Consider the following 25487-nt stretch of genomic DNA (forward strand, 5'->3'; position numbering starts at 1 on the left):
ATAGTTATTCCTAGCGATGAGGATCGAGTTGGCCAGCCGGCTTCCGCCGGTGAATGGCCACGAAGGAGAGGGGAATATCTTGACAGCCATGCGGCCCGCCGTTGAGGCGAAGGGCGTTTCCAGGGTCTTTCAGGGGCCCGGTCAGGACGCAGTCCGGGCGCTCGACGACGTTTCCGTCTCGATCCGCGAGAACGAATTCTTCACGCTGCTCGGCCCGTCCGGCTGTGGAAAGACGACGCTGCTGCGGTTGATCGCCGGCTTCGACTATCCGACCGGCGGCGAGATCCTGCTCTACGGCCAGGACATCGCGCCGTTGCCGCCGTTCAGGCGGCCGGTCAACACCGTCTTCCAGTCCTATGCGTTGTTCCCGCACATGACGGTGGCCGAGAACATCGGCTTTGGCCTGAGGATGCTGGGCAAGCCGAAGGTCGAGATCGAGGCCCGCGTCGACGCGATGCTGAAGCTCGTCCACATGCAGGAGCTGAAGAGCCGGCGCACCGGCCAGATCTCCGGCGGCCAGCAGCAGCGCGTGGCGCTGGCCAGGGCGCTGGCGCCGCAGCCCAAGGTGCTGCTGCTCGACGAGCCGCTCTCCGCGCTCGACTACAAGCTGCGCAAGGAGATGCAGATCGAGCTGAAGCGGCTGCAGCACGAGACAGGCATCACCTTCATCTTCGTCACCCACGATCAGGAAGAAGCGCTGACCATGTCGGACCGCATCGCGGTGATGTCGTCGGGCAAGATCCTGCAGGTCGGTTCTCCCTGGGATATCTATGACCACCCGGCCGAACGCTTCGTCGCCGACTTCATCGGCGAGACGAACTTCCTGACCGGAACGGTCGAAAGCGCGGCCAATGGCCAGGCGAGGGTCGCCTTGCGCTCGGGAGCGAAGATCCGCGCGACCGCTGCCCTGGACTTCCAAGCAGGCAGCACGGCAACGCTGATGGTGCGGCCTGAACATGCCAGGCTCGTCAGGGCCGCCGGCGACCTGGCCGGCACGATCGAGAACATCGTCTATTTCGGCACCGACACGCATATCCACGTCCGGCTGGACGAAAGCGATGTCTTCATGGTGCGCCAGCAGAACTCGCGCAGCGCCAGCTGCGGCTTCGACAATGGCGACAAGGTCGGCATTTCGATCGGCGACGACGCTGCTCAAGTGCTGAAGGACTAGGGCCATGGCGACCGCGAAAGAAACCGCCGACAAGGCCGAGCGCGACGATATCAGGTCACGCTGGCTGCTTTCCGCTCCGGCGCTGCTGATCGTCTTGCTTGCGGCCGTCGGGCCGCTGCTGATCGTCGTCGTCTATTCCTTCCTGACGCCCGGCAATTACGGCGACGTGAAGTGGCAATTCTCGACCGGCGCCTGGGTCAGCGTGCTGTTCGAGCGTGACGTCTTCGACGACACGCTGTCGCTTGCCGGCGCGCATCTGTCGATCTTCTGGCGCTCGGTGTCGCTGTCGGCCATGACAACGATCCTGACCCTGGTCCTCGGTTTTCCCACCGCCTACTTCATCGCGACGCGGCCGGATCACCGGCGCGACATCTGGCTGTTCCTGATCACCATTCCGTTCTGGACCAACCTACTGATCCGGACCTTCGCCATGCAGGAGGTGCTGCGCAACGACGGCATCGTCAATTCGATGCTGCAGCTGCTGCGGATCACCGACCATCCGGTCCAGCTCATGTACACCAACTTCGCCGTCCTGGCCGGCATGGTCTACGTGTTCCTGCCGCTAATGGTGCTGCCGCTCTATGCCAGCATGGAAAAGATCGACTTCCGCCTAGTCGAGGCGGGCTACGACCTCTACGCGACGCGGTTCCAGGTGCTGAGGCGCATCATCATCCCGCTGGTCACGCCGGGCATTGTCGCCGGCTCGATCCTCGTCTTCATTCCGTCGCTCGGCGCCTATGTGACGCCGCGCGTGCTGGGCGGCGGCACCAGTCTGATGATCGGCAACCTGATCGAGCTGCAGTTCGGCCAGGGCCGAAACTGGCCGCTCGGTGCGGCGCTGTCGATCACCTTGATGGCGATCGTCATGGTGGCGCTGCTGTTCTACGTCCGCAACACAACCAGATCGGATGGCGCCCATGGCTAAGCGCTTTGACGTCCGGCGGCAGAACGGCTTCGTCAGCGTGGCGATGCTGTGTTTCTTCCTGCTCTACCTGCCGATCGCCACGCTGGTGGTCTACGCCTTCAACGACAATGATTCCGTGGTGATCTGGAAAGGCTTCTCGCTGCACTGGTTCCACGTCGCCTGGAACAATGCGCTGGTCATCGAAGCGTCGGTCCGCTCGTTCCAGATCGCCGCCGTCGCCGCCATACTGGCGACGATCACTGCCACGATGGCGGCGCTGGCAACGACCAGGACCAAACCCTATCGCGGATTGACCCTCAAATACGCCTTCATCAACCAGCCGCTGATGGTGCCGGAAATCGTCACCGCCGTGGCGCTGCTGATCGTGTTTTCGCGCATCAAGATCTGGACCGGTTATTCCGGCCTCGGCTACCTCGTCGCCGCACACACCGCCTTCTGCATCCCGTTCGCCTATCTGCCGATCCGGGCGCGGCTCGAAAGCATGGACCTGTCGCTCGAAACCGCGGCCGCCGATCTCTATGCGACGAAATGGAAGACCTTCCGGTACGTGACCTTGCCATTGCTCTGGCCGGGCATTCTCGCCGGGCTGATGCTCGCCTTCGTCGTCTCGCTGGATGACGTCGTCATCACCGAATTCGTCAAGTCGGGCGGCCAGGACACGCTGCCGACCTACATGCTCGGCCAGCTCCGGCGCACCGTGACGCCGGAAGTCAACGCCATCTCGACGGCTTTCCTCGTGCTGTCGATCGGCATCGTCACGGCTTTCTTTTTCATCAGCAGGAAACGGACCTGAGGCGGCAACGCCGACGGTCCCAACAATGGGAGTGGAGCATGAACTGGAAACTGACCGCGACAGCTGTCGGGCTGTCGCTGCTGGCCGTGACGGGTGTCGCCCGTGCCGACGGTGAGCTCAACATCTACAATTGGGGCAATTACACCAACCCCGACCTGATCAAGAAGTTCGAGGAGACCTACAAGGTCAAGGTCACCGTCACCGACTTCGATTCCAACGATACAGCGCTGGCCAAGGTGCGTCAGGGCGGCTCCGGTTTCGATATCGTTGTGCCTTCGGCCAGCGTCGTTCAGATATGGGTCAGCGAGGGGCTGTTGCTTGAATCGCGCCCGGATCAGATGGAGAACTTCAAAAATGTCGATCCCAAATGGGTCGACGTGCCGTTCGATCCGGGCCGCAAATACACTGTTCCATGGCAGTGGGGCACGACCGGCATGTCGGTCAACAAGTCGGTCTATTCGGGCGACGTGAACACATCCGCGATCTTCCTCGACCCGCCGCCCGAACTCGTCGGCAAGATCAATGTCGTCCCCGAAATGGGTGACATCATGTTCCTCGCCATCGCCTACGAAGGCGGCCAATACTGCACCGACGACAAGGTGGTGCTGAAGAAGGTGCGCGACAAGCTGGTCGAGGCCAAGGCGAAATGGCTGTCCTTCGACTACGGCGCCGTCGACGGCCTGGGCAAGGGCGATATCGCCGCCGGCGTCAACTGGAACGGCATTTCGCTGCGCCAGCGACTGCAGAACGACAAGATCGTCTATGGCTATCCCAAGGAAGGCTATCCGATCTGGATGGACAATGTCGCGGTCCTCAAGGACGCCAAAAACGTCGCCAACGCCAAACTGTTCCAGAACTTCATCATGGATCCACAGAACGCCGCGCTGATTTCAGCCTTTGCGCGCTATTCGAACGGCATCAAGGGATCGGAAGCCTTCATGCCCGACGACATGAAAACGGCGCCGGAGGTCAACGTACCGGCCGAGTTCGCCGCCAAGGGCCAGTTCATGCCAGCCTGTCCGCCGGATGTGCAGGCGCTTTACACCAAGATCTGGACCGACCTGCAGAAGTAGTCGCCCCAACCGAGAACCGCCAGGCCGCGATGCGACGCGGCTTGGCGCCCTTCATAACAGACGCGATCCGGCGATCGCAGGAGACTCCCATGACCGATCCCGACCTTTGCTATATGCCGGCCGGCGAGGCGCTGCGGCTGTTCAAGGCGAAGAAACTTTCGCCTGTCGAATTGATGCGGGCGACAATCGATCGCGCCGAGGCCACGAAGGCGGCGATCAATTGCTTCACCTTCACGCATTTCGACGAGGCGATAGATCTGGCCAGAAAGGCCGAGGCGAAATACGCCAAGGGCGCCAGGACCGGCGCGCTCGAGGGCCTGCCGATCGGCATCAAGGACGAGAGCTACATCAAGGGCAAGCCAACCTCGCACGGTTCGCTGGTGACCAAGGATCCCGTCGGCGACCATACGTCGACGATCAATGAGCGCATCATCAGGGCGGGAGGCATCGTGCATGCGCGCACGGCGACGCCTGAATTCAGCTGTGCCGGCTATACCTGGTCGAGGCGATGGGGCGTCACGCGCAATCCGTGGAATCCCGAGTTCGGGCCGGGCGGCTCGTCGGGGGGCGCTGCGGCAACGCTGGCTTCGGGCACATCGTCGATCGCCACCGGTTCGGACATTGCCGGGTCGATCCGGATTCCAGCATCGGCCTGCGGTCTCGTCGGTTTCAAGCCGCCTTACGGCCGCAATCCGGACGAGCCGCCTTTCAACCTGGACTTCTACTGCCATACCGGGCCGCTGGCGCGAAACGTCAGGGATGCGATCCTGCTGCAAAACGTCATGGCGGGGCCGAGCCCGCTCGACATCGCGACGCTGCGCCCGAAATTGCGCCTGCCGCTCGACTACAAGCCGATCAAGGGTTGGAAGATTGCGTTTTCCATGGACCTCGGTTCTTTCGAGGTGGATGCCGAGGTGCGCAGGAACACGCTCGCAGCCTGCGATGTGTTCCGCTCGCTCGGCGCCACGGTCGAGGAGGTCGACCTGGGCTGGGGCGAGGGGGTGCTCAAGGCCGGCATGGCCTATCTCGAGCATATTTTCGGCGCCTCGCTGTCGCAGTTGCTCGATGAGCACGGCAAGGACATGACGAGCTATGCCCGCCAGTTCGCCGAGGACGGCCGCAAGTCCAAGGCGACGGACTTTGTCGGCACCCTGGAAATGGCGGCCGGCATGTACCGGACGCTCGGGCCATTGCTGGAGACATACGATGTGCTGATCTGCCCGACCAACGCGCTTCCCTCGGTGCCGGCGGAGTTCGATCACTCCAGGGACACCGTCGAGATCAACGGAAAGCAGGTGAACCCGTCGCTTGGCTGGGTGATGACGACGCCGTTCAACATGCTGAGCCGCTGTCCGGTTCTGTCCGTGCCTTCGGGGCGGGCGGCGAGCGGCGTGCCGACCGGTATCCAGATTGTCGGCCGCACCTTTTGCGACGCCGATGTCTTCCGTGCGGCGCTGGCCTATGAAACGGCTCAGGGGCAATGGTACACAAACGCCGAAACACGCCCGTCGTTTTGACCGCTCACGCGGCCTCTGCTGGCTGGTGCTTGTTCTCCCGTTTCGGTTATGGTCTGCCGGACACCTCGAAGGCTTGGATCTGGCGCGGGGTTGGAAATCTCCGCCGCTAGGTTTGAAAGGAGCTGGACAGGAATGGCGCAACGCAAGGCTGCCGCGGCACAAGGGAAGGCAATGGTGGCCGAAGGTGGGCACAAGAAGGTCGAGCCGGCTACCAGGGATCGCCGGCGCGAGCGCGGCGAGGCCAGTATTCAGCGCATCATCGACGCCACCATCGATCTCATCGCCGACGAAGGCCTGGCGAGCGTCACCATGCAGCGCATCGCCGAGCATGTCGGCTCCTCCAACGCACTGGTGGTTTTCCACTTTCGCAGCAAGGAGAACCTGTTTCGCGCCGTGCTGCAGTATCTCAGCGATCAGTACGATGAATTGTGGGCGACACTGGTGCGCGCCCCCGGCCTGTCACCGGTCGAGAGGCTGCTCGGCGCGGTCGACTGCGCGCAACGCTTCGCGCGGCAGCATCCGAAATGGGTTTCGGTCTTTGTCGTGTTCTCCAGCGACCGCAAGAGCATGCAAATCTACAATGAAATCGGCCTACCCAGCGACCTCGGCTACAACGCCGAGTCCCGCGATCTTCTCATCGAAATCAAGCGCAGCGGCGGCTACACCGATGTCGACCCGGACACGCTGGCCGAAAGCCTCAACTATCTCGTCCATGGCGCCTGGATCTGGGATCACCTGAACCCGACCGCAGGCAATTCCGACGTGCTGCGCAAGACGATGCTGATGCTGCTGCATCAGGCGTTCCCGCGGCACTTCGAATTGATGCGCTGACTTTCAAGGGCTCGGCCGCAAATGGCAGCCGGCCTGCCGCTTCTGCGCCAGGTATTCGTCGACAAGCTGGCGATAGCGCACCTTGCCGAAGCTTGGAAAATGGCCGCCATGCACGACCGAGACATCGAGGTCGCGCATGCGCAGCAGCGTCGCCATATAGTCGGAAATATCCGAGTGATAGACGTCGTCGATCAGCGGGCCGTCATAGATGATGTCGCCGGAAAGCAGGATGCCGGTCTTCTTCTCGTGGAGCGCGATGCCGCCGGGCGAGTGGCCGGGCGTATGGATCACTTCGAAGGCGCGGTCGCCGAGGTCGACGACATCGCCATGCGCGAGCAGGCGGCCGGCCGGTGCGGGCAGGATGCCGTAGCGCGCCGCGTCCCAGCCTTGCGGCATACCGTCGAACATCTCGTCGGTCGCGTAAGTGCCGGCGGCGGTCCATTCGTTGCGCGGGTCGGCAAGGATTTCCGCCTCGGCGGAATGTACGCAGCGGTCGGGGAATTCGTGATGGCAACCGATATGGTCGAAATGCGTGTGGCTGGCGACGCAGGTCAGTGTCCGCTCCGTCACCAGCGGTACGTGGCGCCTGAGGCTGAAATGGCCGAGGCCGGTGTCGAAGAGAAGATCGCGATCGCGGCCACGCACATGCCACATGTTGCAGCGGAAGAACGGCTTGATCCAAGGTTCGTGGATCAGCGTCACGCCATCGGCCATGCGGATGGTCTCGTACCAGTCTGGAGCACTGATGACCGGAAGCGTGCCCATGTTCAATCCGTCAACAGGATGATCTGGTCGGTATCGCACGAAACCGCGACCGTGTCGCCCGGCTGGACGGTGGCCATCGACGGCAGTCTGGCGATGAACCGCAGCGAAGGGTCTTCGACGGAAACCGCCAGCACGCGCTTGAAGCTGCCCTGGAAGACCACGTCGCTCACTTCAGCCGTGCCGAGGCCGACACCGCTGCTGGCCGCGCCGAGGACAAGATGCTCCGGCCGTATGGCCAGCGCGACGGCTGAGCCCCACGGCGCCGCGACGGGGAGCAAAACCGGCCCTATCGGCGTCGCGACAGTGCTGGTCCTGTCCTTGGTCTCCGTGACCGTGCCGGCAAGGATCGTGCTTTCGCCCATGAAGGTGGCGGAAAAGCGCGTCGCCGGCCTGGCATAGACGCGTTCGGGCGGCCCTTCGTCCTCGATGCGCCCGTCATTCATAACCACGCAGTGATCGGCCAGCGCCATAGCCTCTTCCTGGTCGTGCGTGACATGGATGAAGGCGGTGCCGACGCGCTTCTGGATCGCCTTCAACTCGTCCTGCATCTGCCGGCGCAATTTGAGGTCGAGCGCGCCGAGCGGCTCGTCGAGCAAAAGCACCGCAGGCTCGATCACCAGTGCACGCGCCAGCGCCACGCGCTGCCGCTGGCCGCCGGAAAGCTGGTGCGGCTTCTTGTCGAAGGCCGACGCCAGTCCAACCAGTGCCAGCGCTTCGCGCGCCCGTGTGGCCCGTGTCGCGCCGTCGACGCCCTGCATGCGCAAGCCGAAGCCGACATTGCTGCCCACGCTCATATGCGGGAACAGCGCATAATCCTGGAACACCGTTGTCGTCGGGCGCTTGGCGGGTGGCACCGACGTGCAGTCCTCACCGCGAATGAAGACCTTGCCTTCGCTCGGGGTCACGAAGCCGCCGAGAATGGAGAGCAGCGTCGTCTTGCCGGAACCCGAGGGGCCGAGCAGGATGGTGTAGCTGCCTGGTTCGATCTCAAGCGAAACGTTCTTCAGCACCGTCTGCTGGCCGAAGCGATGCGAGACGGAGCTTATGTCGACCAAAGGCGCGGTCATGCTCTTCTCCTGCGCAGCAATGTCAGTTCGAACAGCACGATCAGGACGATCGAGACGGCAAAGACCAGCGAGCCGACGGCGTTGGTTTTTGGATTGAGGCCGGAGCGCAGCAGGTTCCAGATTTCCACCGGCAAAGTTGTGTCGAAACGGGTGAGCAGGAAGGAGATGACGAACTCGTCCCAGGAGAAGGTCATCGACAGGAAGAAGCCGGCGAATATGGCTGGCGCCATGACCGGCACGGTGATGAGGAGCAGCACCTTCCATTCCGGCGCACCGAGGTCGCGCGCTGCGCGTTCGATGTTGATCTGATGGTCGCCCATCTGGCTGTAGATGATGGCGAAGCACAGCGGCAGGTTGATCACGACATGGCCGATGCCGGCGGCAAGCAGCGATTTCGGCACACCGGCCCAGTTGAACAGGACCAGCAACCCCATGCCGATGATGAGATAGCTGACTGTCAGCGGCAGCGTGATCAGCCCGCGCAGCAGGCCGGAGCCCGGCAGGACGAAACGTGCAAAACCCCAGGCGGAGAGGAAGCCGAGCGTGACGGCAGCAAGCGACGAGATGGAAGCGACCAGCAGCGAATTGACCAGCGCCGAGGTCAGCCGCGTGTCCGAGAGAACCGCGTCGTACCAGCGCAGTGACGGACCGGTGAAGGGTGGGATCGGGAAGGAGGTCGCCTGCAGCGAAAACAACACCAGCACGACGACCGGCAGGAAGATGAAGCCGTAGATCAGGACGGCATAGAGCCAGGAAGCGATGCGGACAAGTTGGCGCATTTCAGGCCCGCTCGATCTTCAGCCAGCGGGCGCAGGCGAGGTAGGCGATGGTGACGACCGCCATCAGGATGATCGACAGCGCCGAGGCCAGCGGAAAATCGCCGCGCCGGCCGATCTGCATCATCACCAGTTGCGGCATCAGAAGCTCGTTGTTGCCGCCGAGGATCTGCGGCGTGATGTAGTCGCCGATGCACAGCACGAAGGTGAGGAAAGCGCCGACCATGATGCCGGGCAAGGTCAATGGCAGGATGACATGCAGGAAGGTCCGCACCGGCCCGGCGCCGAGATCGGCTGCCGCCTTGCGGTAGCTGGGACTGAGCTGCTTCAAATTGGCGAAGATGGTCAGCGTCAAAAGCATGACGAAGAAATGCACGAAACCGGTGACGGTGGCGAAGCGTGTGTTGGCGAGCTGCACCGGCTCGCTGAACAGGCCGGAGCCGGTCAGCGCGCGGTTGATGACGCCGTTCTGTGCCAGCACCAGCAGCCAGGAGTAGGAGCGCACGACATAGGAGGTCCAGAACGGCAGCACGGCCAGCATCAGCGCCAGCCGTTGCCAGCGTTCCGGCACCTGTTCGGCCAGGATCCAGGCAAAGGGATAGGCGAGCAGCACCGAGATCACGGTGACGATCGCCGTCACCTGCAGCGAGTTCACCATCGCTTGCCAGTAGGAGGGGTTGGTGAAGAACTGGCTGTAGTTGGACGTCGTGAAGCCGCCGCCCTCATGCGCCGTCAGGCTCGAAAGCCCCATGGCAATGAAGGGCAGCACGAAGAACAAAAGCGTCCAGCCGAGCGCCGGCGTGACCAGCGCCCAGGGCAGGGCGCGGCCCGCCCGGGGCAGGGTACGGCCCGCCCGGGGCAGGGTACGGCCCGCCCGGGGCAGGGCACGCCCGTTGTTTCCGGCTGTGGTCATGAGCGGTATCGGCTCATTTCGCCTGCAGCATTTCGGTCCACATGTCCTGCATCTTTTTGTCGAGATCGGCGTTCGGCGCCGGATAGGCCTGGGCGCGGGCCAGGAAGCCCGGCTGCTCGTCGAAACGCAGGATCTTCTTCTGGTCGTCGGTCAGCGCCGCCTTGGTGTTGGACGGCATGCCCCAGTAGCAGGACGAAGTGGCAAGCCGCGCCTGGCCCTCCGGGCTCATAATGTACTGGATGAACTTCAACGCCATGTCCTTGTTCTTGGAATCCTTGAACATGGCCAGCGACTGCGACCACAGCACGGCGCCTTCTTTCGGGATCGAGAAATCGAGGGCCGGGTTCTCCTTGGCCAGCCCCGCCGTCACCCATTCGCCGCCGCCGACCAGAATGTCGACTTCGCCGGTCGCCAGCGCCGTCTGGCTGGCGGTCACTTCGCCGACCAGCTTGGCATTGGCCTTCATCTTGAGGAGTTCGGCCTTGAGGGCGGGCAGGTCGGCTTCGGTGAGATCGGCCGTCTTCTTGCCGATGGCGAGCGCGGCCATGCCGATGACCGGCAGATAGTAGTCGTAGATGGCGACCTTGCCCTTGTACTTGTCGCCAGTCAGCGCCGCCATCGACTGCATGTCGGCCGGATCGACCTTGGTCTTGTTGTAGCCGATCGTGTTGTAGCCGAACTTTTCGGTGATGCCGTAGCGCTTGCCGCCGACCACGGTGGAGCCATCCATCTTCACCTGGGGAAACATGTCGGCCAGTGGCAGCTTGTCTTCCGGCAGCGGGTCGAACAGGCCCTTTTCGACGCCGCGCGGCACGTCGATTGAGTCGATCACCATCACGTCCCAGTCGCCGGGCTGCGACTGCTCGACGATCGCCAAGCCGGCGCCGGTGCCTTCGAACTCCTTGACATTGACCTTGACGTGGTTGGCCTCCTCGAAGGGCTGCAGCAGCGCCGGGTCGGAATGATCGCACCAGATCAGCGCGTTGAGATCGGCGGCTTCGGCAACGCCGCCGGCGCCGAGCAGCAGCGCCGTGGCGGCGCACGCCGCGTGCAGATGGCTCTTCAGGATGGAAAGCGGATTCCTGGATGCAGATTTTGCGGACATCGAGTGTTCTCCCTTGCCTTTGTGGCTTCTTGCAAAAAATTGAACCAATTCTAAAATTGAGTCAATTCTGTTTTTATGGCAAGAGGCTGATATGAGCGGATTGCGGGCAAGGCAAAAGGCGGACCGGCACCGCCGCATCATCGAGGCGGCAGCCGAGCTTTTTCGCGAGGCCGGCTATGAAGGCGCCAAGATCGAGGCGATCGCCGCGCAGGCCGAAGTCTCGGTCGGCACCATCTACAATTACTACCAGAACAAGGGCGACATCCTTGGCGCCATCGTCTCGCTGGAGGTCAACGAGGTGCTGAATGCCGGGCAAGGCGTCGTCGCCAGGCCGCCGGCCAATGTCGGCGACGCGCTGGATACGCTGATCGGCATCTACATCGAGCACTCGCTGCACTATCTCAGCAAGGAGATGTGGCGGCAGGCGATGGCGATCTCGACGCAACTGCCCGACAGCCCGTTCGGCCAGGCCTACACCGCACTCGACCGCTCACTGACCGAACAGATCCGCGCACTGATCGCCCGGCTGCAGGCGCTCGGCCTTGTGCGACAGGACATCGATGGGGCGGCACTGGGCGAATTGATCTTCAACAACATGAACATGATGTTCATCGAGTTCGTGAAACGCGACGAAGCGAAGATATCGGAGCTGCGCGCGGCGATACGCCGGCAGAACCGGATACTGGTGACGGCCATTGCGGTGTGATTGGCAGGAAAAGGCAGCAGGATAGATCGTTGGTTCAAATCGCTGCTCAACCCTCTTGAGTAGTGCCTGAAATCTGCTACAACCAATGGGTGCATTTCTTGGGGGAGGGGTGAATGCAGGTTTCCATTTGGCATTGGGCAATAGTTCTGTTGTTGATCGGGGTTCCTGTCTTCTTTGCGCTCCGATCTGCCATCAAGCCCACACAGAACCCGGCGGACCTCGTCGGGTTCGGAGGGTGGCTGATGCTTCTCGCGATCGGGCAGGCCTTGTCCCCGTTGCGCACGCTTGCCGAATTGGGCTCCTCGAGCGAGGGCTACAACCAACTCATGCTGGTGCCGAACGGACCCATGGTGGTCTATGGCGAGGTTGCGCTGTTGCTGGCATTTCTGGTGCTTCAACTGGTGGTGCTTGTTGCCATGCTGAGGCGGAGCCGGCGGTTCAAACAGTTGTTTCTCATCCAATGGCTTGCAATCCCGGTGGTCCTCATCTTGGACGCGGCCTGGGTTTCCACGGTTCTCGAGGTTCCGGTTGAGCAAGTGGTGACCGGGGACGCGCTTGCGGCGTCCATAGCTTCGTTTGTCCTGGCCGGACTCTGGGTCGCTTACGTCTACAGATCCGTCAGAGTGCGGAACACGTTCACCAGGGTGGGGGCATCCGCCCAGGTCGCGAGCGCCTCGTAGAAGACAGCACAATTTGAATGTTTTGGAGCGTGAGGGCTCTCGACCATTCCTGATTGGAAACTGGTGAGGCCCAGATGCCAATCGACCCAAATGTCTACCGTTACCATGGCGCCCGGAAACTGCTTGCGACCCTTCTCCGGCGTCAACGTTCTCACCAATCACCCTGGGCCGCGCAGGCCCGCGCCATCTTTTGAATGCGACTGATATAATTTGTGCGGTAGGGACCTTTCGCGGGAGGAGCGAGTTATCGCTCAAGCGGAGTGGGTCCTGATGGTAGCAGCAAAGAAAAAAGATCCTGTTGTCGGGGCTTCGAAGCCTCGACTGCTCGGTGTTTTAGGCCCCGGCCTTATTACCGGTGCCTCCGACGATGATCCGAGCGGCATCGCCACTTATTCACAAGTCGGCGCCCAGTACGGCTTCGGACTGACGTGGACGATGCTGTTCAGCTATCCACTGATGTCGGTCGTGCAGGAGATAAGCGCCCGTATCGGTCGTACCACCGGGCGCGGCATCGCCGGCAACATGCGCAAATACTATCCGAACTGGCTGCTGCAATCCGTCGTCGTTTTGCTCCTCATTGCCAATATCATCAATATCGGCGCGGACCTGGGCGCCATGGGCGACGCGTTGAAACTGATTGTCGGTGGGCCGTCTCTCGCTTATGTCATCGCGTTCGGCGCGATCTCCGTGATTTTGCAAATTTTCCTGGCCTACAGTCGCTACGTTTCCGTCCTGAAATGGCTGACGCTATCTCTGTTTGCCTATTTCGGCACGGTGCTTTTTGTGCACGTGCCGTGGGGCGAGGTTGCACGAGGCCTGTTCATTCCAACATTCACCACGGAGCCGGGGTTCTGGACCTCTGTCGTGGCGGTCCTGGGCACCACTATCAGCCCCTACCTGTTCTTTTGGCAAGCCTCGCAGGAAGTCGAGGACCAGAAGGCCAAACCCGAGCGTGAGCCCCTTAAGCAGGCGCCGGAGCAGGCCGAAAACGCCATCGAGCGCATCCGTCTCGATACCTATGTCGGCATGGCATTTTCGAACATTGTGGCATTGGCGATCATGATTACTGCCGGCGCGACGCTGCATGCCAATGGCGTCACCGACATCGAGTCAACCAGCCAGGCGGCCGAGCTGTTGATTTCCACTAGGAACTGACCCGGCGTTTCCACCGAGATTTGACCCGCCTTTTATGTATGTTTCGGGTCTGGTGTGGTGGTCAAGTTCCTGTTTTTCTCCTTCGCGTTTTTCGGTTCATGAGCTGAGCTATTCTTGAAGCGGAAGCTGTCGTTTCCGGTTTCGAGGATGTGGCAATGATGCGTCAGTCGGTCGAGCAGCGCTGTCGTCATCTTGGCATCGCCGAAGACGCTGGCCCATTCGCTGAAGCTGAGGTTGGTGGTGATGATGACGCTTGTGCGCTCGTAGAGCTTGCTCAGCAGATGGAAGAGCAATGCGCCACCTGATGCACTGAACGGCAGGTATCCGAGCTCATCGAGAATGACGAGATCGGAATGGACAAGCCGGTTGGCGATCTGTCCTGAGCGACCCTGTGCCTTCTCCTGCTCGAGCGCATTGACCAGCTCGACCGTGGAGAAGAAACGAACCCGCTTGTGATGATGCTCGATCGCCTGGATACCCAAGGCGGTCGCAACGTGGGTTTTTCCAGTGCCGGGTCCGCCGACCAGAACGATGTTGTTGGCTTCGTCGAGGAAGGCGCAACGGTGGAGTTGGCGAACCAGAGCCTCGTTGATCTCGCTACTAGAGAAGTCGAATCCGTTCAGATCACGATAGGCTGGAAAGCGTGCGGTCTTGAGCTGATAGACTGTCGATCGGACCTCGCGTTCTGCCGTCTCGGCCTTGAGGAGTTGCGACAGGATGGGAATGGCGGCTTCGAACGCCGGCGATCCCTGTTCGGTGAGTTCACCGACAGCCTGCGCCATTCCGTGCATCTTCAAGCTTCGCAACATGATGACGATTGCGCCGCTGGCAGGATTATGGCGCATGGCGCACCTCCGAGGTCTTCCTCAAGGCATCGTAGCGTTCGACATTGGCCTTCGGCTCGTTGGTAAGCGTCAAGGCCTGTGGCGCGTCGATCGGCGGCGGCGTGGAGGACTTTCCGTCGACCAGGCGATGCAGCAGGTTCAGCACATGGGTCTTGGTCGGAACGCCGGATTTTAACGCCATGTCGACGGCCGACAGCACGGCCTGTTCGTCGTGCTGAAGCACGAGCGCCAGGATATCGACCATCTCACGGTCGCCACCCGGCTTTTTGAGCAGTTGCTGCTGCAGCATTCTGAAGGCTTCGGGAAGCTCGGTGAACGGTGCGCCATTGCGAAGAGCACCGGGCTTGCGCTGCACGACCGCCAGATAGTGCCGCCAGTCGTAGACTGTCTGTCCCGGCCGATCATGCGATCGGTCGATGATGCGTCGGTGCTCGCAGATGATCAGACCTTCCGCGGCGACAACGACACGGTCCGGATAGACCCGAAGACTCACCGGCCGATTGGCAAAGGATGCCGGAACGCTGTAGCGGTTGCGTTCCAGATGCACGAGGCAGGTCGGGGTAACCCGCTTGGTATATTCGACAAAGCCGTCGAACGGTCGGGACGTCGGCATGAGAGCCTGCACTTCCTCAGCCCAGATATCGGCGATGGTGCCGCGCATTTTGCCATGTGGGGTCTGCGCCCAGAACTCTTGGCATCGAAGCTCCAGCCAGTCATTCAGGGCTTCCAGCGAAGGAAAGCGTGGCACCGGCTGCCACAGTCGATGGCGAGCATCCTGAACATTCTTCTCGACCTGGCCCTTCTCCCAGCCAGACGCTGGATTGCAAAACTCGGGCTCGAACAGGTAGTGGCTGGCCATGGCCATGAAGCGGACATTGACGTCGCGATCCTTGCCACGCCCGACCTTGTCGATGGCGGTCTTCATGTTGTCGTAGATGCCGCGCCCAGGCACGCCACCTAAGACGCGGAAAGCATGGTCGTGGGCGTCGAACAGCATCTCATGCGTCTGCAGAAGGTAAGCTCGAACGGTGAAGGCCCGGCTGTAACTGAGCTTCGTGTGGGCCACCTGTAGCTTGGTGCGTTCATTGCCGATGATCGCCCAGTCTTCCGACCAGTCGAACTGGAAAGCCTCACCCGGATCGAAGGCTAGTGGAACGAAAGTCCCACGCCCCGAAGTCTGTAATTCTCTCTGCAGATCCGCCTTCCACTCCCGAGCAAAAGCAGCAACACGACCATAGGACCCCTCATAGCCGAGGCTCACAAGATCGCATGCAACTGCTTCATCGTGCGTTTCTGCTTGCGGTTCTTTTTGGCTTCCGTCTTCAGCCAGGCTGACAATCGGTCGGCAAAAGGATCAAGCTTGCTAGGCCGCTCGGGAACCATGAACTTCGGCTCCACGCCGCCCAGGCGAAGGTATTTGCGAATGGTATTCCGAGACAGGCCGGTCCTGCGGCAAATCTCCCGGATCGATAAATGCTCTCGAAAATGCCAGCGTCGGATCACGCTCAATAACGCCATGTCGATCACTCCGTAGCCCCCGCTGAAAAACGCGGGGCAAGGTTCAAACATGGGTCAATTCTCGATGGAAATATCCTGTGTTGCCGGGTCAGTTCCTAGTGGAAATCAACAGGCCGAGGCCCTCAAGCCAGTCGCCGGGGTCTTTGCCTTTGCGATCTTCGCGCTCGGCGTTATTGGCACCGGTCTGCTGGCAATCCCCGTGCTTGCCGGTTCCGCTGGCTACGCGTTAGGGGAAGCACGCAAATGGCCGACCGGCCTCGACCGGAAGCCCCTTGAGGCCAAGGCCTTCTACGCCACAATCGCGGTGGCGACCGTTCTTGGCGCTCTTTTGAACTTCACACCGGTCAATCCAATCAAGGCACTCTACTGGAGTGCGGTGGTCAATGGCGTGGTTGCCGTGCCTGTCATGGCCGTGATGATGTTGATGACGGCACGTCCCGACATCATGGGCAAATCGACCGTTCCTCTGGCAATGAGGATCATTGGCTGGATCGCTACGGCAGTAATGGCGGCGGCGGCGGCAGTAATGGTCGTCCAAATATTCTGGGGCTGAGGCACCGAAGGCGAGCGACATAAGACGCTAGCAGGACCATAGCGCGCTTTTCTTCCATGACGTGCTCCGATCTAAACTAGGAGCGCGCCACCCAGGCGCGCCCTCATGATCGAAGGTCGGGACATGATGTCAGTGTTGGTCATCGCTACACCATGTCTCAGCATGTCAGCAGAAGTGAGGCGCCAGCTAGGCCCGGTAGTGTGCCGCTTCCCTGCAAGAGTGCCCCGAAATGGGTCAATTGCTTTGGCACCGCACTTGCAGTGAAGGATATGTGGGCTGGGGTGAGGAGACCCGCCGCTTCGCTAATGGGGCGGCGGGCCTTCGCAGCCGGACGGCTGGGGAGGGCCGCACGCAGCGCCGATGTCGGGAGGGTGAAAAAGACCTAGACCGAGGCGGGCCAATTTCATCATCTATTCGGCCGATGCGCTACCTGATCGAGAGCGCCATATTGAAGCCGATCCTCTCGGATCACTGAACGGTCCCGCAGCCAGTCCCCTCCGGAACTGTTCCAGCTAGCCCCGCTTGACTCCCGGTCAGCGGGGCTTTCTCCGTGCGTTTACGCTACGTCCCAAGGACAAGGCGAAGGCCTTCGATCTCGCCAAGGAGATCGCAGACTAAAGTGCGGATCGCAGAGACCACACCAAAGAAGCGATAGCTGACAAAAAAAATGGCCGGCGCCCGTTGGGCGGGGGGCGTTGGGGTAAAGGCGCCGGCCTTTGGCGGGTTGGGGTCCACCGTCATCACTAATAGCAGAATTGGAGACGGGCTCGTATGGCGTTATCGCGGTAGTATGCCTCCTAGGCGCTACCGTCAGTCTCGCTTTCCTCGTCGATCATCCGGACAGGCAGATAGGCGTTCGTTTCCAGCCGCTCACACAGCACGATCTGAATGAGGTCCGACCGTCCGCGAACAATCTCTTTGCCCAACCTTCGAAATTGCGGATCGTGTTGATCCCGACTCCTGCGGCATCGGCAAGCGCCCTTTGATCCATTCCGGCGAGAGCACGTGCGGCCTCAATCTGGTTTGGATATGGCGATGGGTAGGATTTAGCGACTTGTGGCCAAAGATCTGTAATCGTTGGTTTTTTCAGTGAACTGGTGCCCCCGGACGGAATCGAACCGCCGACCTTCGGTTTACAAAACCGCTGCTCTACCAGCTGAGCTACAAGGGCACGGCGCTCCGGTTAGCATATTTGTTGCGCCAGTAAAGACAAAACTCCGTTTTCAGTCACCCGGCATTTCGGATGGGCTCTCGGAAAGGGCATCCTGAAAACCGCCAGATCGCTTCCTACATATGGGGAATGTGCAACCGCTTCGAGCAGGGGTGTCGCATGATCAGGCTTGTCATCATTCTCCCTATCATCTTCGTAACCTGGATGCTGCTGATGAAGATCATCAGCGATGTGAAGAAGGCCAACGTCGACTGGACCGGTGTCACCACCATCATCGGCTTCATAGCGCTCGCCTTCTGGCTTCGCCATATCACGGGCATGGGCTGAACGAGTGAGTAGCGAATAGGGAATAGCGAATAGTGAATAGTCCCGGGTGGCGAGTGCAGCTGCCGTTTCTGCCTTTCGCTACTCGCTATTCCCTATTCGCTACTCACTCGTCATCCCGTCCCACCGAAAAATCCAAAGACCCTTCGAACCTTTTGCCGCATCGCGCCGACTGAAGTTCAGGGGCGAATGGGTCGCCTCGATCAAAAGATCCAGGAGATCATCATGTTCAAGCGCACTCTCATTTCAGGCCTCGTTGCCGTTTTCGTCGCCACAGGCGCGCTCGCTGGCACCGTCGGCACGTCGTCGGCCCACGGCATGTATCACCATCACCATCATTTCGAGGAGCATTGGTGGTGGCACCACAACCATCATCACCACGACCACGGCAAAGTGATCATTTTCCTTTGATGGAGGGACCCAATTCCCCCAAGAGGGCGGCTTCGGCCGCCCTTTTTGCGTTGTGCGACAGACATCGCCGGCTCGTCGGCGAGCTCGGCATCAAGGTCCAGATTTCCGCCATTCGCGGTGCGAAGGCATCGTGTCGACAGCCTCCAACTGGCTGTTTTCCTGGGCTCCAAGAAAATCGAAAAAAGTTTCGAACCTTTTTCTGCGCCGCGACGACAGACGATCAAGAGGCGGATGGCTCGCCTCGGTCAACGAAGCAAGGAGATCGTCATGTTCACGCGCACACTCGTTTCCGGCCTCATCGCCACCACCGTCGCCGCCACCACGCTGGTCGGCACCGTCCAGCCCTCGGCTGCGCACTCGCATCACCACGACCTTGGCATTGGCATCGCCGCCGGTGTCGGCGGGTTTGTCCTCGGCAGCCTGCTTGCCCAGCAGCAGCCCCGTACGGTCTACGTCGACGAAGACGGTGGCTCCTGGCACGTCCGCCGCTGTTTCGATCGCTATTCGAGCTACGATCCGGACTCCGACACCTATATCGGCCACGACGGCTATCCTCATTACTGCCGGCTCTGAGAGGAGGTGGCGGTTCAATCAGCTGCAAAGAGGGGCGCCCCGCGCCGCCCCTCTTTCCGCCGTTCGCATGATCCTCGGGGAGGGGGCTGGATTGGACCCCGGCCTGGCACCGAGGCCATGATTTCGAGATATTCCGGGCTGACAACGATCCGATGAAAGCGGTTGCTATCGTTCTCGCCGTCGTCACGGGAGCCGGCGCCTTGCTGTTCGCGCTGGCCTGGCATGACCGCTACTGGCTTTGGCGCGATTGCTTCAAACGAGCTCGGCCGCTGCTACGATCCCGAAGGCGGCGAGGTTTTTCTCGAACAGGCCGGGCTGGTGTGGGGCGGTTTCGCCATCGGGTGTCTGCTGCTCTGCCTGTTCTTTGCCCGATTGGCCTTCTCGCAACGTTGAGCGTCCCCGCACCTGTCAGGCTGAGATGACGCCGCCAATCATCCTGGTCACCTCGGCTGCGGCATCGCGCACCAGCGGGCCGATCTCGGCCAGCCGCTCCGGCGTCACCCGCACCGTCGGCCCGGACACCGAGACGCCGCCGATCGGTTCGCCGAACTCGTTGAAGATGGCGGCCGCAACGCAGCGCATGCCGGGGTGACGCTCCTCGTCGTCGACCGACCAGCCACGCCGCTTGATCGTTGCCAGATCGTGGGCAAGGGCGGAAATGTCGGAAAGCGTCTTGTCGGTGAAGCGCTGCAGGCCGGCCTTGCGCAGGATGGTTCCGACGCGCTCCGGTTCGAGATGCGCCAACACCGCCTTGCCGATGCCGGAAGCATGGAACGGGCTGCGCGTGCCTGGCCGGAAGAAGGCACGGATCGCCTGGTGCGTCTCGACCTGGCTGACGAAGACCACGCAATCATCCTCGGCGACGCCGAGATTGGCGGTCTCGCCGGTTCTTTCCATCAGCTCCTGCATGACGACACGGGCGCGGTCGACCAGCTTGCGGCGGCGCAGGAACGCCGCGCCCATACGGTAGGTCTCGACGCCGATCGACCACAACTGGTCGCTGGTGTCGAATTCGACCATGCCGTGGTTTTCGAGCGTCGTCAGCATCCGGTAAGTGGTGGAAGCGGCCAGTCCGGAACTGGCGGCAATCTCGCTCAGCGACAAGCCGCTGCCCTCGGCGACAATGGCGAGAATGCGCAAGGCCCGATCGAGCGACTGCACCGAACTGGCCTCGGATGGGCCGTTGAAGGCGCGCGGGCGACCGCGCTGGCGTTTCTCGGTGGTTTCCATGGCCGCATTGTCTGCAATTCCGCCGAATAGGCAATGAAAAAGTTTTTCATTGTTCAGGGTTGTGAAATCGGTGGAAAACGAAAAGCCATTTAAATTCATTGGCTAAGGGCCTTTTCCTAGAAATGAAAAAATATTCTGAAAAAATTGAAAAATAGCCGGCTTGCTGGCATTCTCGGCCATCCAACAATGACAAACCCTGTGGAGGGCTGGAAATGGCCAGGATGCGCGCTGTCGATGCCGCGGTTCTCGTTCTCGAAAAGGAAGGTATTGCCTGCGCTTTCGGCGTGCCGGGCGCGGCGATCAATCCGTTCTATTCGGCCCTGAAGGCGAGGGGAACGATTCGCCATGTCCTTGCCCGTCACGTCGAGGGCGCCTCGCACATGGCGGAAGGCTACACCCGTGCCAAATCAGGCAATATCGGCCTGTGCATCGGCACTTCGGGTCCGGCCGGCACCGACATGATCACCGGGCTTTATTCGGCCGCCGCGGATTCCATCCCGATCCTGTGCATCACCGGCCAGGCGCCGCGTGCGCGGCTGAACAAGGAGGATTTCCAGGCCGTCGACATCGCCGCTATCGCCGCACCGGTCTCCAAATGGGCGGTCACCGTCATGGAGCCCTATCTGGTGCCGATGGCGCTTCAGAAGGCGTTTCATCTGATGCGCTCGTCGCGGCCAGGCCCGGTGCTGATCGACCTGCCGGTCGACGTCCAGCTGGCCGAGATCGAGTTCGACATCGATGCCTATGAGCCCTTGACGCCGTTCAAGCCGGCGATGACGCGCGCACAGGCCGAAAAGGCGCTGACGATGCTCAACGCGGCGGAAAAGCCGCTGATTGTCGCCGGTGGCGGCATCATCAATGCCGATGCGTCGGATCTGCTCATCGAATTCGCCGAAATCTCGGGCGTGCCGGTGATCCCGACACTGATGGGCTGGGGCGCCATCCCCGACGACCACCGGCTTATGGCCGGCATGTGCGGACTGCAGACCTCGCACCGCTACGGCAATGCGACGATGCTGGAGGCCGACTTCGTCTTTGGCATAGGCAACCGCTGGGCCAACCGTCACACCGGCTCGGTCGACGTCTACACCAAGGGCAAGAAATTCATCCATGTCGACATCGAGCCCACCCAAATAGGCCGTGTCTTCGCACCGGACCTCGGCGTCGTCTCGGATGCGGGCGCCGCACTGAAGATGCTGCTCGACGTCGCCACTGAGTGGAAGACGGCAGGCAGACTGCGCGACTGGTCGGGCTGGGCGAAGGAATGCCAGGCCCGCAAGAAGACGATGAAGCGCAAGACGCATTTCGACCAGGTGCCGTTGAAGCCCCAGCGTGTCTACGAGGAGATGAACAAGGCGTTCGGCCGCGACGTCACCTATGTCACCACGATCGGCCTGTCGCAGATCGCCGGCGCGCAGTTCCTGCATGTCTACAAGCCGCGCAACTGGATCAATTGCGGCCAGGCCGGCCCGCTCGGCTGGACCTTGCCGGCCGCACTTGGCGTTCGCGCCGCCGATCCCGACCGCACCATCGTGGCGCTGTCGGGCGACTATGATTTCCAGTTCATGATCGAGGAACTGGCGGTCGGCGCGCAGCACAAGCTGCCCTATCTCCATGTCGTCGTGAACAACGCCTATCTCGGGCTGATCCGCCAGGCTCAGCGCGGCTTTTCGATGGATTTCGAGGTCAGTCTCGCCTTCGAAAACATCAATCGCGCCGACGATCCCGAGGCCGGCTACGGCGTCGACCACGTTGCCGTCGCCGAGGCGATGGGCTGCAAGGCGGTCAGGGTGCGCAGACCCGAGGAATTCGCCGGCGCGTTCAAGGAAGCGCAGCGGCTGATGAAGGAGCACCAGGTGCCGGTCGTGCTCGAATTCATCCTCGAGCGTGTCACCAACATCTCCATGGGCACCGAGATCGACAAGGTCACCGAATTCGAGGACCTTGCCGAACATCAGGAAGACGCGCCGACGGCGATCGTCATGCTCGACTAAGAAGGACAAAAAGAATGCCGCGTTTCTCAGCCAATCTTTCGATGCTCTTTGGCGAGCATGATTTCCTCGATCGTTTTGACGCGGCTGCCCGTGCGGGCTTCAAGGGCGTCGAATATATCGGTCCCTATGATCACGCGCCCGATGTGGTCGCAGCCCGGCTGAAGAAGAACGGCCTGACACAGGTGCTGTTCAATCTGCCGGCAGGCGACTGGGGCAAGGGCGAGCGCGGCATCGCCGTGCTGCCGGATCGCGTGCCGGAATTCCGCCAAGGCATCGCGAAGGCGATCACCTACGCGCAGGCGCTCGGCTGCCAGCAGGTCAATTGCCTGGCCGGCATCGCGCCCGCGGGCGCCGACCGCAAAGTGCTGGAGGATGTCTTTGCCGAAAACCTCGCCTTCGCGGCCGAGAAGCTGGAGCAGGCCGGCATCAGGCTGCTGATCGAGCCGATCAACACCCGCGATATCCCCGGCTTCTTCCTCAACTATTCCGATCAGGCGCTGGCGCTCATCGACCGTGTCGGCTCGAAGAACCTGTTCCTGCAATACGACATCTATCACATGCAGATCATGGAGGGGGATCTCGCCCGTAAAATCGAGGCAAACCTCGGCCGCATCGCGCATATCCAGCTTGCGGACAATCCCGGCCGTCACGAGCCGGGGACGGGCGAGATCAATTATCCCTTCCTCTACGAGCATATCGACCGCATCGGCTATTCCGGCTGGATCGGCGCCGAATACAAGCCGAAGGCCGGCACGGAGGCTGGGCTGGGCTGGTTCAGGGAGTTGGCCGGGCAGGGGAGCGCGGCGGCTTAGCTGCTGAGGCGCTGCAACCGAAGTTGCGTTCTCAATCAATGCGGCTTCCAATGCGGCTTCGCAAGAAAACACGACGGAGAAAAACAATGGAAACCATCGGCTTCATCGGCCTTGGCATCATGGGCGCGCCGATGGCGGGGCATTTGCTCGACGCAGGCTATAAGGTCGTCGCCAGCGACCACCGCTCGAAGCCGCCGGCCGATCTCGTCGCCAAGGGGTTGAAGTCAGTCTCTGGCCATGCCGCCGTGGCCAAGGTCGCCGATATCATCATCACGATGGTGCCTGATACACCGCAGGTCGCCGATGTGCTGTTCGGCGAGAACGGTGTCGCTTCCGGCCTGACCAAGGGCAAGCTGGTGATCGACATGAGCTCGATCTCGCCGATCGAGACCAAGGTGTTCGCCAAGAAGATCAACGATCTCGGCTGCGACTATCTCGACGCGCCGGTCTCGGGCGGCGAAGTCGGGGCCAAGGCCGCGTCGCTGACCATCATGGTCGGTGGTGAGGAGAAAGCGTTCGAGCGCGCCAGGCCCGTGTTCGAGAAAATGGGCAAGAACATCACCCTGGTCGGGCCGAACGGCGTTGGCCAGACCACCAAGGTGGCCAACCAGATCGTCGTCGCGCTGACCATTGAAGCCGTCGCCGAAGCGCTTGTTTTTGCATCGAAAGCCGGCGCCGATCCGGCCAAGGTCAGGCAGGCGCTGATGGGCGGGCTGGCGGCCTCGCGCATTCTCGAAGTGCATGGCGAGCGGATGGTCAAGCGTACCTTCGCCCCGGGCTTCCGCATCGAACTGCACCAGAAGGACCTCAACCTGGCGCTGGAGGGAGCAAAAGCGCTCGGCGTGGCGCTGCCCAACACATCGACCACTCAGCAACTGTTCAATTCCTGCGCGGCCAATGGCGGCGCCAAGGAGGATCACTCGGCGCTGGTCCGGGCGCTGGAGCGGATGGCCAATTTCGAGGTCGGCGGCGACGCAGCCGACGTCAAAGGCAAAGCAGCATAGGAGGAGAGGGCGGCGCAACGTTCCCAAGCCGCCAGCTCTTCGCTGTTGGAGAACGGGTTCCTGCGTCCGTCGCCGGAACCCGTTTCTCGTCTTGAGATGATTCCCGGCAGGCGGCCTGCGGCTCAGCTACGCTTCAAAAATGCCCGCGCCGCATAGAGGCTGATCGCGGCGGCATTAGACACGTTGAGCGAGCGGATGGCGCCGGGCATATCGAGCCGCGCCAGCGTCGTCACGGTCTCGCGCGTCTTCTGGCGCAGGCCCTTGCCCTCGGCGCCAAGAATCAGCGCGATCTTTTCGCCTGAAAAACTCGTTTCGAGTTCCGCCGGCCCGTCCGAATCGAGGCCGATGGTCTGGAAGCCGGCCTGGTGCAACTGGTCGAGCGCGTCGGCGAGGTTCTTGACCTCGATCTGGTCGATATGTTCCAGCGCGCCAGATGCCGACTTCGCCAGCACGCCCGATTCCTGCGGGCTGTGGCGTGCCGTCGTGATCAGCGCACCGGCGCCGAAGGCGACCGCCGAGCGCAGGATGGCGCCGACATTGTGCGGGTCGGTGACCTGGTCGAGCACCAGCACCAGCTTTGTATCGCCGAGCGCGTCGAGCCGCTTCGGCTTCAGCGGTTCCGCTTCGATCAGCACGCCCTGGTGCACGGCATCCGAGCCGGTGATCTTGTCGATATCCCTGGGTTCGACCAGTTCCGCCTTGAAGCGCAGCGCGGCAAGGTCGGCGATCTCAAGCCGCTCGGCCGCATTGCGCGTCACCAGCATCTTCCTGATCTTGCGGCGCGGATTGTCGAGCGCCGCCCGCACCGTGTGCAGGCCGTAGAGCCGCACGAGGCCGTCGGCGGCGTTTTCGCCCGGCGGCACAGGCTGTCGGGGCCTGAATGCCGGCGCGCCGCCGCTCTTTTCGTCGCGATAGGCGCGGCGCAGCTTGGCGTAATGGGTGTCTTTAGGCGTCTTGGAATTGTTGTCGTTGCTCATGGCCGGCTTCTATAGCCGTGTCGCGCGGCAATGGATACCTTTGGTTCCAACGGATACCACTGGTTCCGACGGATACCGCCGGTTCGAACGGATACCGCCGGTTCGAACGGCTTGCCGGACGGCAGACGAAATTCAACGTGTTTTGCCGGGATCTTGCGGTTGACAGTTTTGGGCGGTGCCGCCATAAGGCGCTTCGCGGAAGGCTGCTGAGGCGGTGGCGACGCGTCGATGCCTTGTTGCATGGCTCCGGCGGCAGACTGGAGAGGTGCCCGAGTGGTTAAAGGGGACGGACTGTAAATCCGTTGGCTATGCCTACGTTGGTTCAAATCCAACCCTCTCCACCACTGCCGGCCCGGAAGCCCTGAAACGCAAAGCATCGGACCGAAAAGTGTGTAGCGGTTTTCGGGTGAATCCGATACTTCACTGAAAGGCGCGGGTATAGCTCAGTGGTAGAGCAGCAGCCTTCCAAGCTGAATATGCGGGTTCGATTCCCGCTACCCGCTCCAGATAATCATCTGATATTTTTTCGAAATTTCGCTTAGAGACGATTTGGCGCGTCGGGCTCGGCGTTCCGAATCCAGCAGCGAACGAGCGCATT

Annotated in this window: 24 protein-coding genes, 3 tRNA genes and 2 pseudogenes; 19 read left to right on the forward strand and 10 right to left on the reverse strand. The window is 61.6% G+C overall.

All coding sequences use genetic code 11. The features are described from left to right. Nucleotides 1–88: 88 nt before the first annotated feature. The 6 genes from BPNPMPFG_RS03255 to BPNPMPFG_RS03280 all read left to right on the forward strand — a co-directional run bounded on the left by BPNPMPFG_RS03255 (nt 89) and on the right by BPNPMPFG_RS03280 (nt 6310). Nucleotides 89–1171, forward strand: coding sequence for an ABC transporter ATP-binding protein (locus BPNPMPFG_RS03255; protein WP_258597050.1), 1083 nt, complete (start codon nt 89–91; stop codon nt 1169–1171). A 4-nt stretch (nt 1172–1175) separates the two neighbouring features. Further along, complete coding sequence (locus BPNPMPFG_RS03260; protein WP_258593233.1) at nt 1176–2096, forward strand: ABC transporter permease; 921 nt, start codon at nt 1176–1178, stop codon at nt 2094–2096. Then, nucleotides 2089–2889 carry an ABC transporter permease gene (locus BPNPMPFG_RS03265; RefSeq protein WP_258593234.1) on the forward strand — a complete coding sequence of 267 codons (801 nt, stop codon included), beginning with the start codon at nt 2089–2091 and terminating at the stop codon, nt 2887–2889. Before BPNPMPFG_RS03260 ends, BPNPMPFG_RS03265 begins: the two co-directional genes overlap by 8 nt. A 38-nt stretch (nt 2890–2927) precedes the next feature. After that, the gene (locus BPNPMPFG_RS03270) at nt 2928–3962 is read left to right on the forward strand and encodes an extracellular solute-binding protein (protein ID WP_258593235.1); all 1035 of its coding nucleotides are present in this window, start codon (nt 2928–2930) and stop codon (nt 3960–3962) included. Nucleotides 3963–4051: 89 nt separating this feature from the next. Beyond that, on the forward strand, nt 4052–5479 hold the full coding sequence (locus BPNPMPFG_RS03275; RefSeq protein WP_258593236.1) for an amidase: 1428 nt from the start codon (nt 4052–4054) through the stop codon (nt 5477–5479). A gap of 132 nt (nt 5480–5611) precedes the next feature. Continuing rightward, nucleotides 5612–6310: a TetR/AcrR family transcriptional regulator gene (locus BPNPMPFG_RS03280; protein ID WP_258593237.1), complete on the forward strand. Its 699-nt coding sequence runs from the start codon at nt 5612–5614 to the stop codon at nt 6308–6310. Nucleotides 6311–6313: 3 nt separating this feature from the next. Here the strand turns inward: BPNPMPFG_RS03280 and BPNPMPFG_RS03285 are convergent, their stop codons facing one another. From BPNPMPFG_RS03285 to BPNPMPFG_RS03305, 5 genes are read right to left on the reverse strand one after another with little or no spacing between them, the layout of a single operon-like run. Further along, nucleotides 6314–7075, reverse strand: a complete 762-nt coding sequence (locus BPNPMPFG_RS03285) for an MBL fold metallo-hydrolase (RefSeq protein ID WP_258593238.1) — start codon at nt 7073–7075, stop codon at nt 6314–6316. Between the two features lie 2 nt (nt 7076–7077). Continuing rightward, nucleotides 7078–8142 (reverse strand): ABC transporter ATP-binding protein, encoded by a 1065-nt coding sequence (locus BPNPMPFG_RS03290; RefSeq protein WP_258593239.1) that lies wholly within the window; start codon nt 8140–8142, stop codon nt 7078–7080. Then, nucleotides 8139–8921, reverse strand: a complete 783-nt coding sequence (locus BPNPMPFG_RS03295) for an ABC transporter permease (protein ID WP_258593240.1) — start codon at nt 8919–8921, stop codon at nt 8139–8141. The genes BPNPMPFG_RS03290 and BPNPMPFG_RS03295 overlap by 4 nt, the downstream gene beginning before the upstream one ends. A 1-nt stretch (nt 8922) precedes the next feature. Next, entirely contained in the window at nt 8923–9831 is a 909-nt protein-coding gene (locus tag BPNPMPFG_RS03300) for an ABC transporter permease (protein WP_258593241.1), read from the reverse strand. Nucleotides 9832–9844: 13 nt separating this feature from the next. Further along, nucleotides 9845–10936 carry a polyamine ABC transporter substrate-binding protein gene (locus BPNPMPFG_RS03305; protein ID WP_258593242.1) on the reverse strand — a complete coding sequence of 364 codons (1092 nt, stop codon included), beginning with the start codon at nt 10934–10936 and terminating at the stop codon, nt 9845–9847. A gap of 91 nt (nt 10937–11027) precedes the next feature. Here BPNPMPFG_RS03305 and BPNPMPFG_RS03310 point away from each other — a divergent pair, with 91 nt between their 5' ends. From BPNPMPFG_RS03310 to BPNPMPFG_RS03320, 3 genes and pseudogenes are all read left to right on the forward strand, one after another. Then, nucleotides 11028–11642: a TetR/AcrR family transcriptional regulator gene (locus tag BPNPMPFG_RS03310; RefSeq protein WP_258593243.1), complete on the forward strand. Its 615-nt coding sequence runs from the start codon at nt 11028–11030 to the stop codon at nt 11640–11642. Nucleotides 11643–11755: 113 nt separating this feature from the next. Next, complete coding sequence (locus tag BPNPMPFG_RS03315; protein ID WP_258593244.1) at nt 11756–12322, forward strand: DUF2569 domain-containing protein; 567 nt, start codon at nt 11756–11758, stop codon at nt 12320–12322. A 270-nt stretch (nt 12323–12592) separates the two neighbouring features. Then, nucleotides 12593–13459 (forward strand): annotated as a pseudogene (locus BPNPMPFG_RS03320) (NRAMP family divalent metal transporter); the annotation flags it as partial. Between the two features lie 50 nt (nt 13460–13509). Here the strand turns inward: BPNPMPFG_RS03320 and istB are convergent. Together istB and istA are read right to left on the reverse strand one after the other, a co-directional pair. Next, a complete protein-coding gene (gene istB, locus BPNPMPFG_RS03325; RefSeq protein WP_258591881.1) occupies nt 13510–14322 on the reverse strand; it encodes an IS21-like element helper ATPase IstB in 813 nt (270 codons plus the stop codon). Further along, nucleotides 14312–15840, reverse strand: a pseudogene (istA, locus tag BPNPMPFG_RS03330) (IS21 family transposase). Before istA ends, istB begins: the two are co-directional and overlap by 11 nt. 49 nt (nt 15841–15889) lie before the next feature. Here istA and BPNPMPFG_RS03335 point away from each other — a divergent pair. Then, nucleotides 15890–16393 carry a divalent metal cation transporter gene (locus tag BPNPMPFG_RS03335; protein ID WP_319945973.1) on the forward strand — a complete coding sequence of 168 codons (504 nt, stop codon included), beginning with the start codon at nt 15890–15892 and terminating at the stop codon, nt 16391–16393. Between the two features lie 1095 nt (nt 16394–17488). On the opposite strand, the gene BPNPMPFG_RS03340 is transcribed toward BPNPMPFG_RS03335, so the two are convergent. Further along, a tRNA-Thr gene (locus tag BPNPMPFG_RS03340) sits at nt 17489–17564 on the reverse strand. Nucleotides 17565–17723: 159 nt separating this feature from the next. Between BPNPMPFG_RS03340 and BPNPMPFG_RS03345 the strand changes: the two genes are divergently transcribed. From BPNPMPFG_RS03345 to BPNPMPFG_RS03360, 4 genes are all read left to right on the forward strand, one after another. Beyond that, nucleotides 17724–17891, forward strand: coding sequence for a hypothetical protein (locus BPNPMPFG_RS03345; RefSeq protein WP_258593245.1), 168 nt, complete (start codon nt 17724–17726; stop codon nt 17889–17891). A 222-nt stretch (nt 17892–18113) separates the two neighbouring features. Further along, nucleotides 18114–18299, forward strand: coding sequence for a hypothetical protein (locus tag BPNPMPFG_RS03350; RefSeq protein WP_258593246.1), 186 nt, complete (start codon nt 18114–18116; stop codon nt 18297–18299). Between the two features lie 267 nt (nt 18300–18566). Then, nucleotides 18567–18872, forward strand: coding sequence for a BA14K family protein (locus tag BPNPMPFG_RS03355; protein WP_258593247.1), 306 nt, complete (start codon nt 18567–18569; stop codon nt 18870–18872). A 222-nt stretch (nt 18873–19094) separates the two neighbouring features. Beyond that, nucleotides 19095–19265, forward strand: coding sequence for a hypothetical protein (locus BPNPMPFG_RS03360; RefSeq protein ID WP_258593248.1), 171 nt, complete (start codon nt 19095–19097; stop codon nt 19263–19265). 15 nt (nt 19266–19280) lie between these two features. Here the strand turns inward: BPNPMPFG_RS03360 and bhcR are convergent, their stop codons facing one another. Beyond that, nucleotides 19281–20102, reverse strand: a complete 822-nt coding sequence (gene bhcR, locus BPNPMPFG_RS03365; RefSeq protein ID WP_258593249.1) for an HTH-type transcriptional regulator BhcR — start codon at nt 20100–20102, stop codon at nt 19281–19283. 212 nt (nt 20103–20314) lie between these two features. On the opposite strand from bhcR, the gene gcl reads away from it, so the two are divergent. From gcl to BPNPMPFG_RS03380, 3 genes are all read left to right on the forward strand, one after another. Next, a complete protein-coding gene (gene gcl / locus BPNPMPFG_RS03370; RefSeq protein ID WP_258593250.1) occupies nt 20315–22096 on the forward strand; it encodes a glyoxylate carboligase in 1782 nt (593 codons plus the stop codon). A 14-nt stretch (nt 22097–22110) separates the two neighbouring features. Continuing rightward, nucleotides 22111–22908, forward strand: a complete 798-nt coding sequence (otnI, locus tag BPNPMPFG_RS03375; RefSeq protein WP_258593251.1) for a 2-oxo-tetronate isomerase — start codon at nt 22111–22113, stop codon at nt 22906–22908. 86 nt (nt 22909–22994) lie between these two features. Next, complete coding sequence (locus tag BPNPMPFG_RS03380) at nt 22995–23912, forward strand: 2-hydroxy-3-oxopropionate reductase (RefSeq protein ID WP_258593252.1); 918 nt, start codon at nt 22995–22997, stop codon at nt 23910–23912. A gap of 122 nt (nt 23913–24034) precedes the next feature. On the opposite strand, the gene rlmB is transcribed toward BPNPMPFG_RS03380, so the two are convergent. Next, entirely contained in the window at nt 24035–24889 is an 855-nt protein-coding gene (gene rlmB, locus BPNPMPFG_RS03385) for a 23S rRNA (guanosine(2251)-2'-O)-methyltransferase RlmB (protein ID WP_258593253.1), read from the reverse strand. Between the two features lie 259 nt (nt 24890–25148). Here rlmB and BPNPMPFG_RS03390 point away from each other — a divergent pair. Together BPNPMPFG_RS03390 and BPNPMPFG_RS03395 are read left to right on the forward strand one after the other, a co-directional pair. After that, nucleotides 25149–25233, forward strand: a tRNA-Tyr gene (locus tag BPNPMPFG_RS03390). 88 nt (nt 25234–25321) lie between these two features. Then, nucleotides 25322–25395, forward strand: a tRNA-Gly gene (locus BPNPMPFG_RS03395). Nucleotides 25396–25487 lie beyond the last annotated feature (92 nt).

Origin of the sequence: Mesorhizobium sp. AR07 (assembly GCF_024746815.1) — a bacterium.
Classification (GTDB): domain Bacteria; phylum Pseudomonadota; class Alphaproteobacteria; order Rhizobiales; family Rhizobiaceae; genus Mesorhizobium.

Excerpts from the sequence above, each read along its gene's own strand:
- BPNPMPFG_RS03255 (WP_258597050.1), top strand. The coding sequence starts at position 89 with ATGCGGCCCGCCGTTGAGGCGAAGGGCGTTTCCAGGGTCTTTCAGGGG.
- BPNPMPFG_RS03260 (WP_258593233.1), top strand. The coding sequence starts at position 1,176 with ATGGCGACCGCGAAAGAAACCGCCGACAAGGCCGAGCGCGACGATATC.
- BPNPMPFG_RS03265 (WP_258593234.1), top strand. The coding sequence starts at position 2,089 with ATGGCTAAGCGCTTTGACGTCCGGCGGCAGAACGGCTTCGTCAGCGTG.
- BPNPMPFG_RS03270 (WP_258593235.1), top strand. The coding sequence starts at position 2,928 with ATGAACTGGAAACTGACCGCGACAGCTGTCGGGCTGTCGCTGCTGGCC.
- BPNPMPFG_RS03275 (WP_258593236.1), top strand. The coding sequence starts at position 4,052 with ATGACCGATCCCGACCTTTGCTATATGCCGGCCGGCGAGGCGCTGCGG.
- BPNPMPFG_RS03280 (WP_258593237.1), top strand. The coding sequence starts at position 5,612 with ATGGCGCAACGCAAGGCTGCCGCGGCACAAGGGAAGGCAATGGTGGCC.
- BPNPMPFG_RS03285 (WP_258593238.1), bottom strand. The coding sequence starts at position 7,075 with ATGGGCACGCTTCCGGTCATCAGTGCTCCAGACTGGTACGAGACCATC.
- BPNPMPFG_RS03290 (WP_258593239.1), bottom strand. The coding sequence starts at position 8,142 with ATGACCGCGCCTTTGGTCGACATAAGCTCCGTCTCGCATCGCTTCGGC.
- BPNPMPFG_RS03295 (WP_258593240.1), bottom strand. The coding sequence starts at position 8,921 with ATGCGCCAACTTGTCCGCATCGCTTCCTGGCTCTATGCCGTCCTGATC.
- BPNPMPFG_RS03300 (WP_258593241.1), bottom strand. The coding sequence starts at position 9,831 with ATGACCACAGCCGGAAACAACGGGCGTGCCCTGCCCCGGGCGGGCCGT.
- BPNPMPFG_RS03305 (WP_258593242.1), bottom strand. The coding sequence starts at position 10,936 with ATGTCCGCAAAATCTGCATCCAGGAATCCGCTTTCCATCCTGAAGAGC.
- BPNPMPFG_RS03310 (WP_258593243.1), top strand. The coding sequence starts at position 11,028 with ATGAGCGGATTGCGGGCAAGGCAAAAGGCGGACCGGCACCGCCGCATC.
- BPNPMPFG_RS03315 (WP_258593244.1), top strand. The coding sequence starts at position 11,756 with ATGCAGGTTTCCATTTGGCATTGGGCAATAGTTCTGTTGTTGATCGGG.
- istB (WP_258591881.1), bottom strand. The coding sequence starts at position 14,322 with ATGCGCCATAATCCTGCCAGCGGCGCAATCGTCATCATGTTGCGAAGC.
- BPNPMPFG_RS03335 (WP_319945973.1), top strand. The coding sequence starts at position 15,890 with ATGGGTCAATTCTCGATGGAAATATCCTGTGTTGCCGGGTCAGTTCCT.
- BPNPMPFG_RS03345 (WP_258593245.1), top strand. The coding sequence starts at position 17,724 with ATGATCAGGCTTGTCATCATTCTCCCTATCATCTTCGTAACCTGGATG.
- BPNPMPFG_RS03350 (WP_258593246.1), top strand. The coding sequence starts at position 18,114 with ATGTTCAAGCGCACTCTCATTTCAGGCCTCGTTGCCGTTTTCGTCGCC.
- BPNPMPFG_RS03355 (WP_258593247.1), top strand. The coding sequence starts at position 18,567 with ATGTTCACGCGCACACTCGTTTCCGGCCTCATCGCCACCACCGTCGCC.
- BPNPMPFG_RS03360 (WP_258593248.1), top strand. The coding sequence starts at position 19,095 with ATGACCGCTACTGGCTTTGGCGCGATTGCTTCAAACGAGCTCGGCCGC.
- bhcR (WP_258593249.1), bottom strand. The coding sequence starts at position 20,102 with ATGGAAACCACCGAGAAACGCCAGCGCGGTCGCCCGCGCGCCTTCAAC.
- gcl (WP_258593250.1), top strand. The coding sequence starts at position 20,315 with ATGGCCAGGATGCGCGCTGTCGATGCCGCGGTTCTCGTTCTCGAAAAG.
- otnI (WP_258593251.1), top strand. The coding sequence starts at position 22,111 with ATGCCGCGTTTCTCAGCCAATCTTTCGATGCTCTTTGGCGAGCATGAT.
- BPNPMPFG_RS03380 (WP_258593252.1), top strand. The coding sequence starts at position 22,995 with ATGGAAACCATCGGCTTCATCGGCCTTGGCATCATGGGCGCGCCGATG.
- rlmB (WP_258593253.1), bottom strand. The coding sequence starts at position 24,889 with ATGAGCAACGACAACAATTCCAAGACGCCTAAAGACACCCATTACGCC.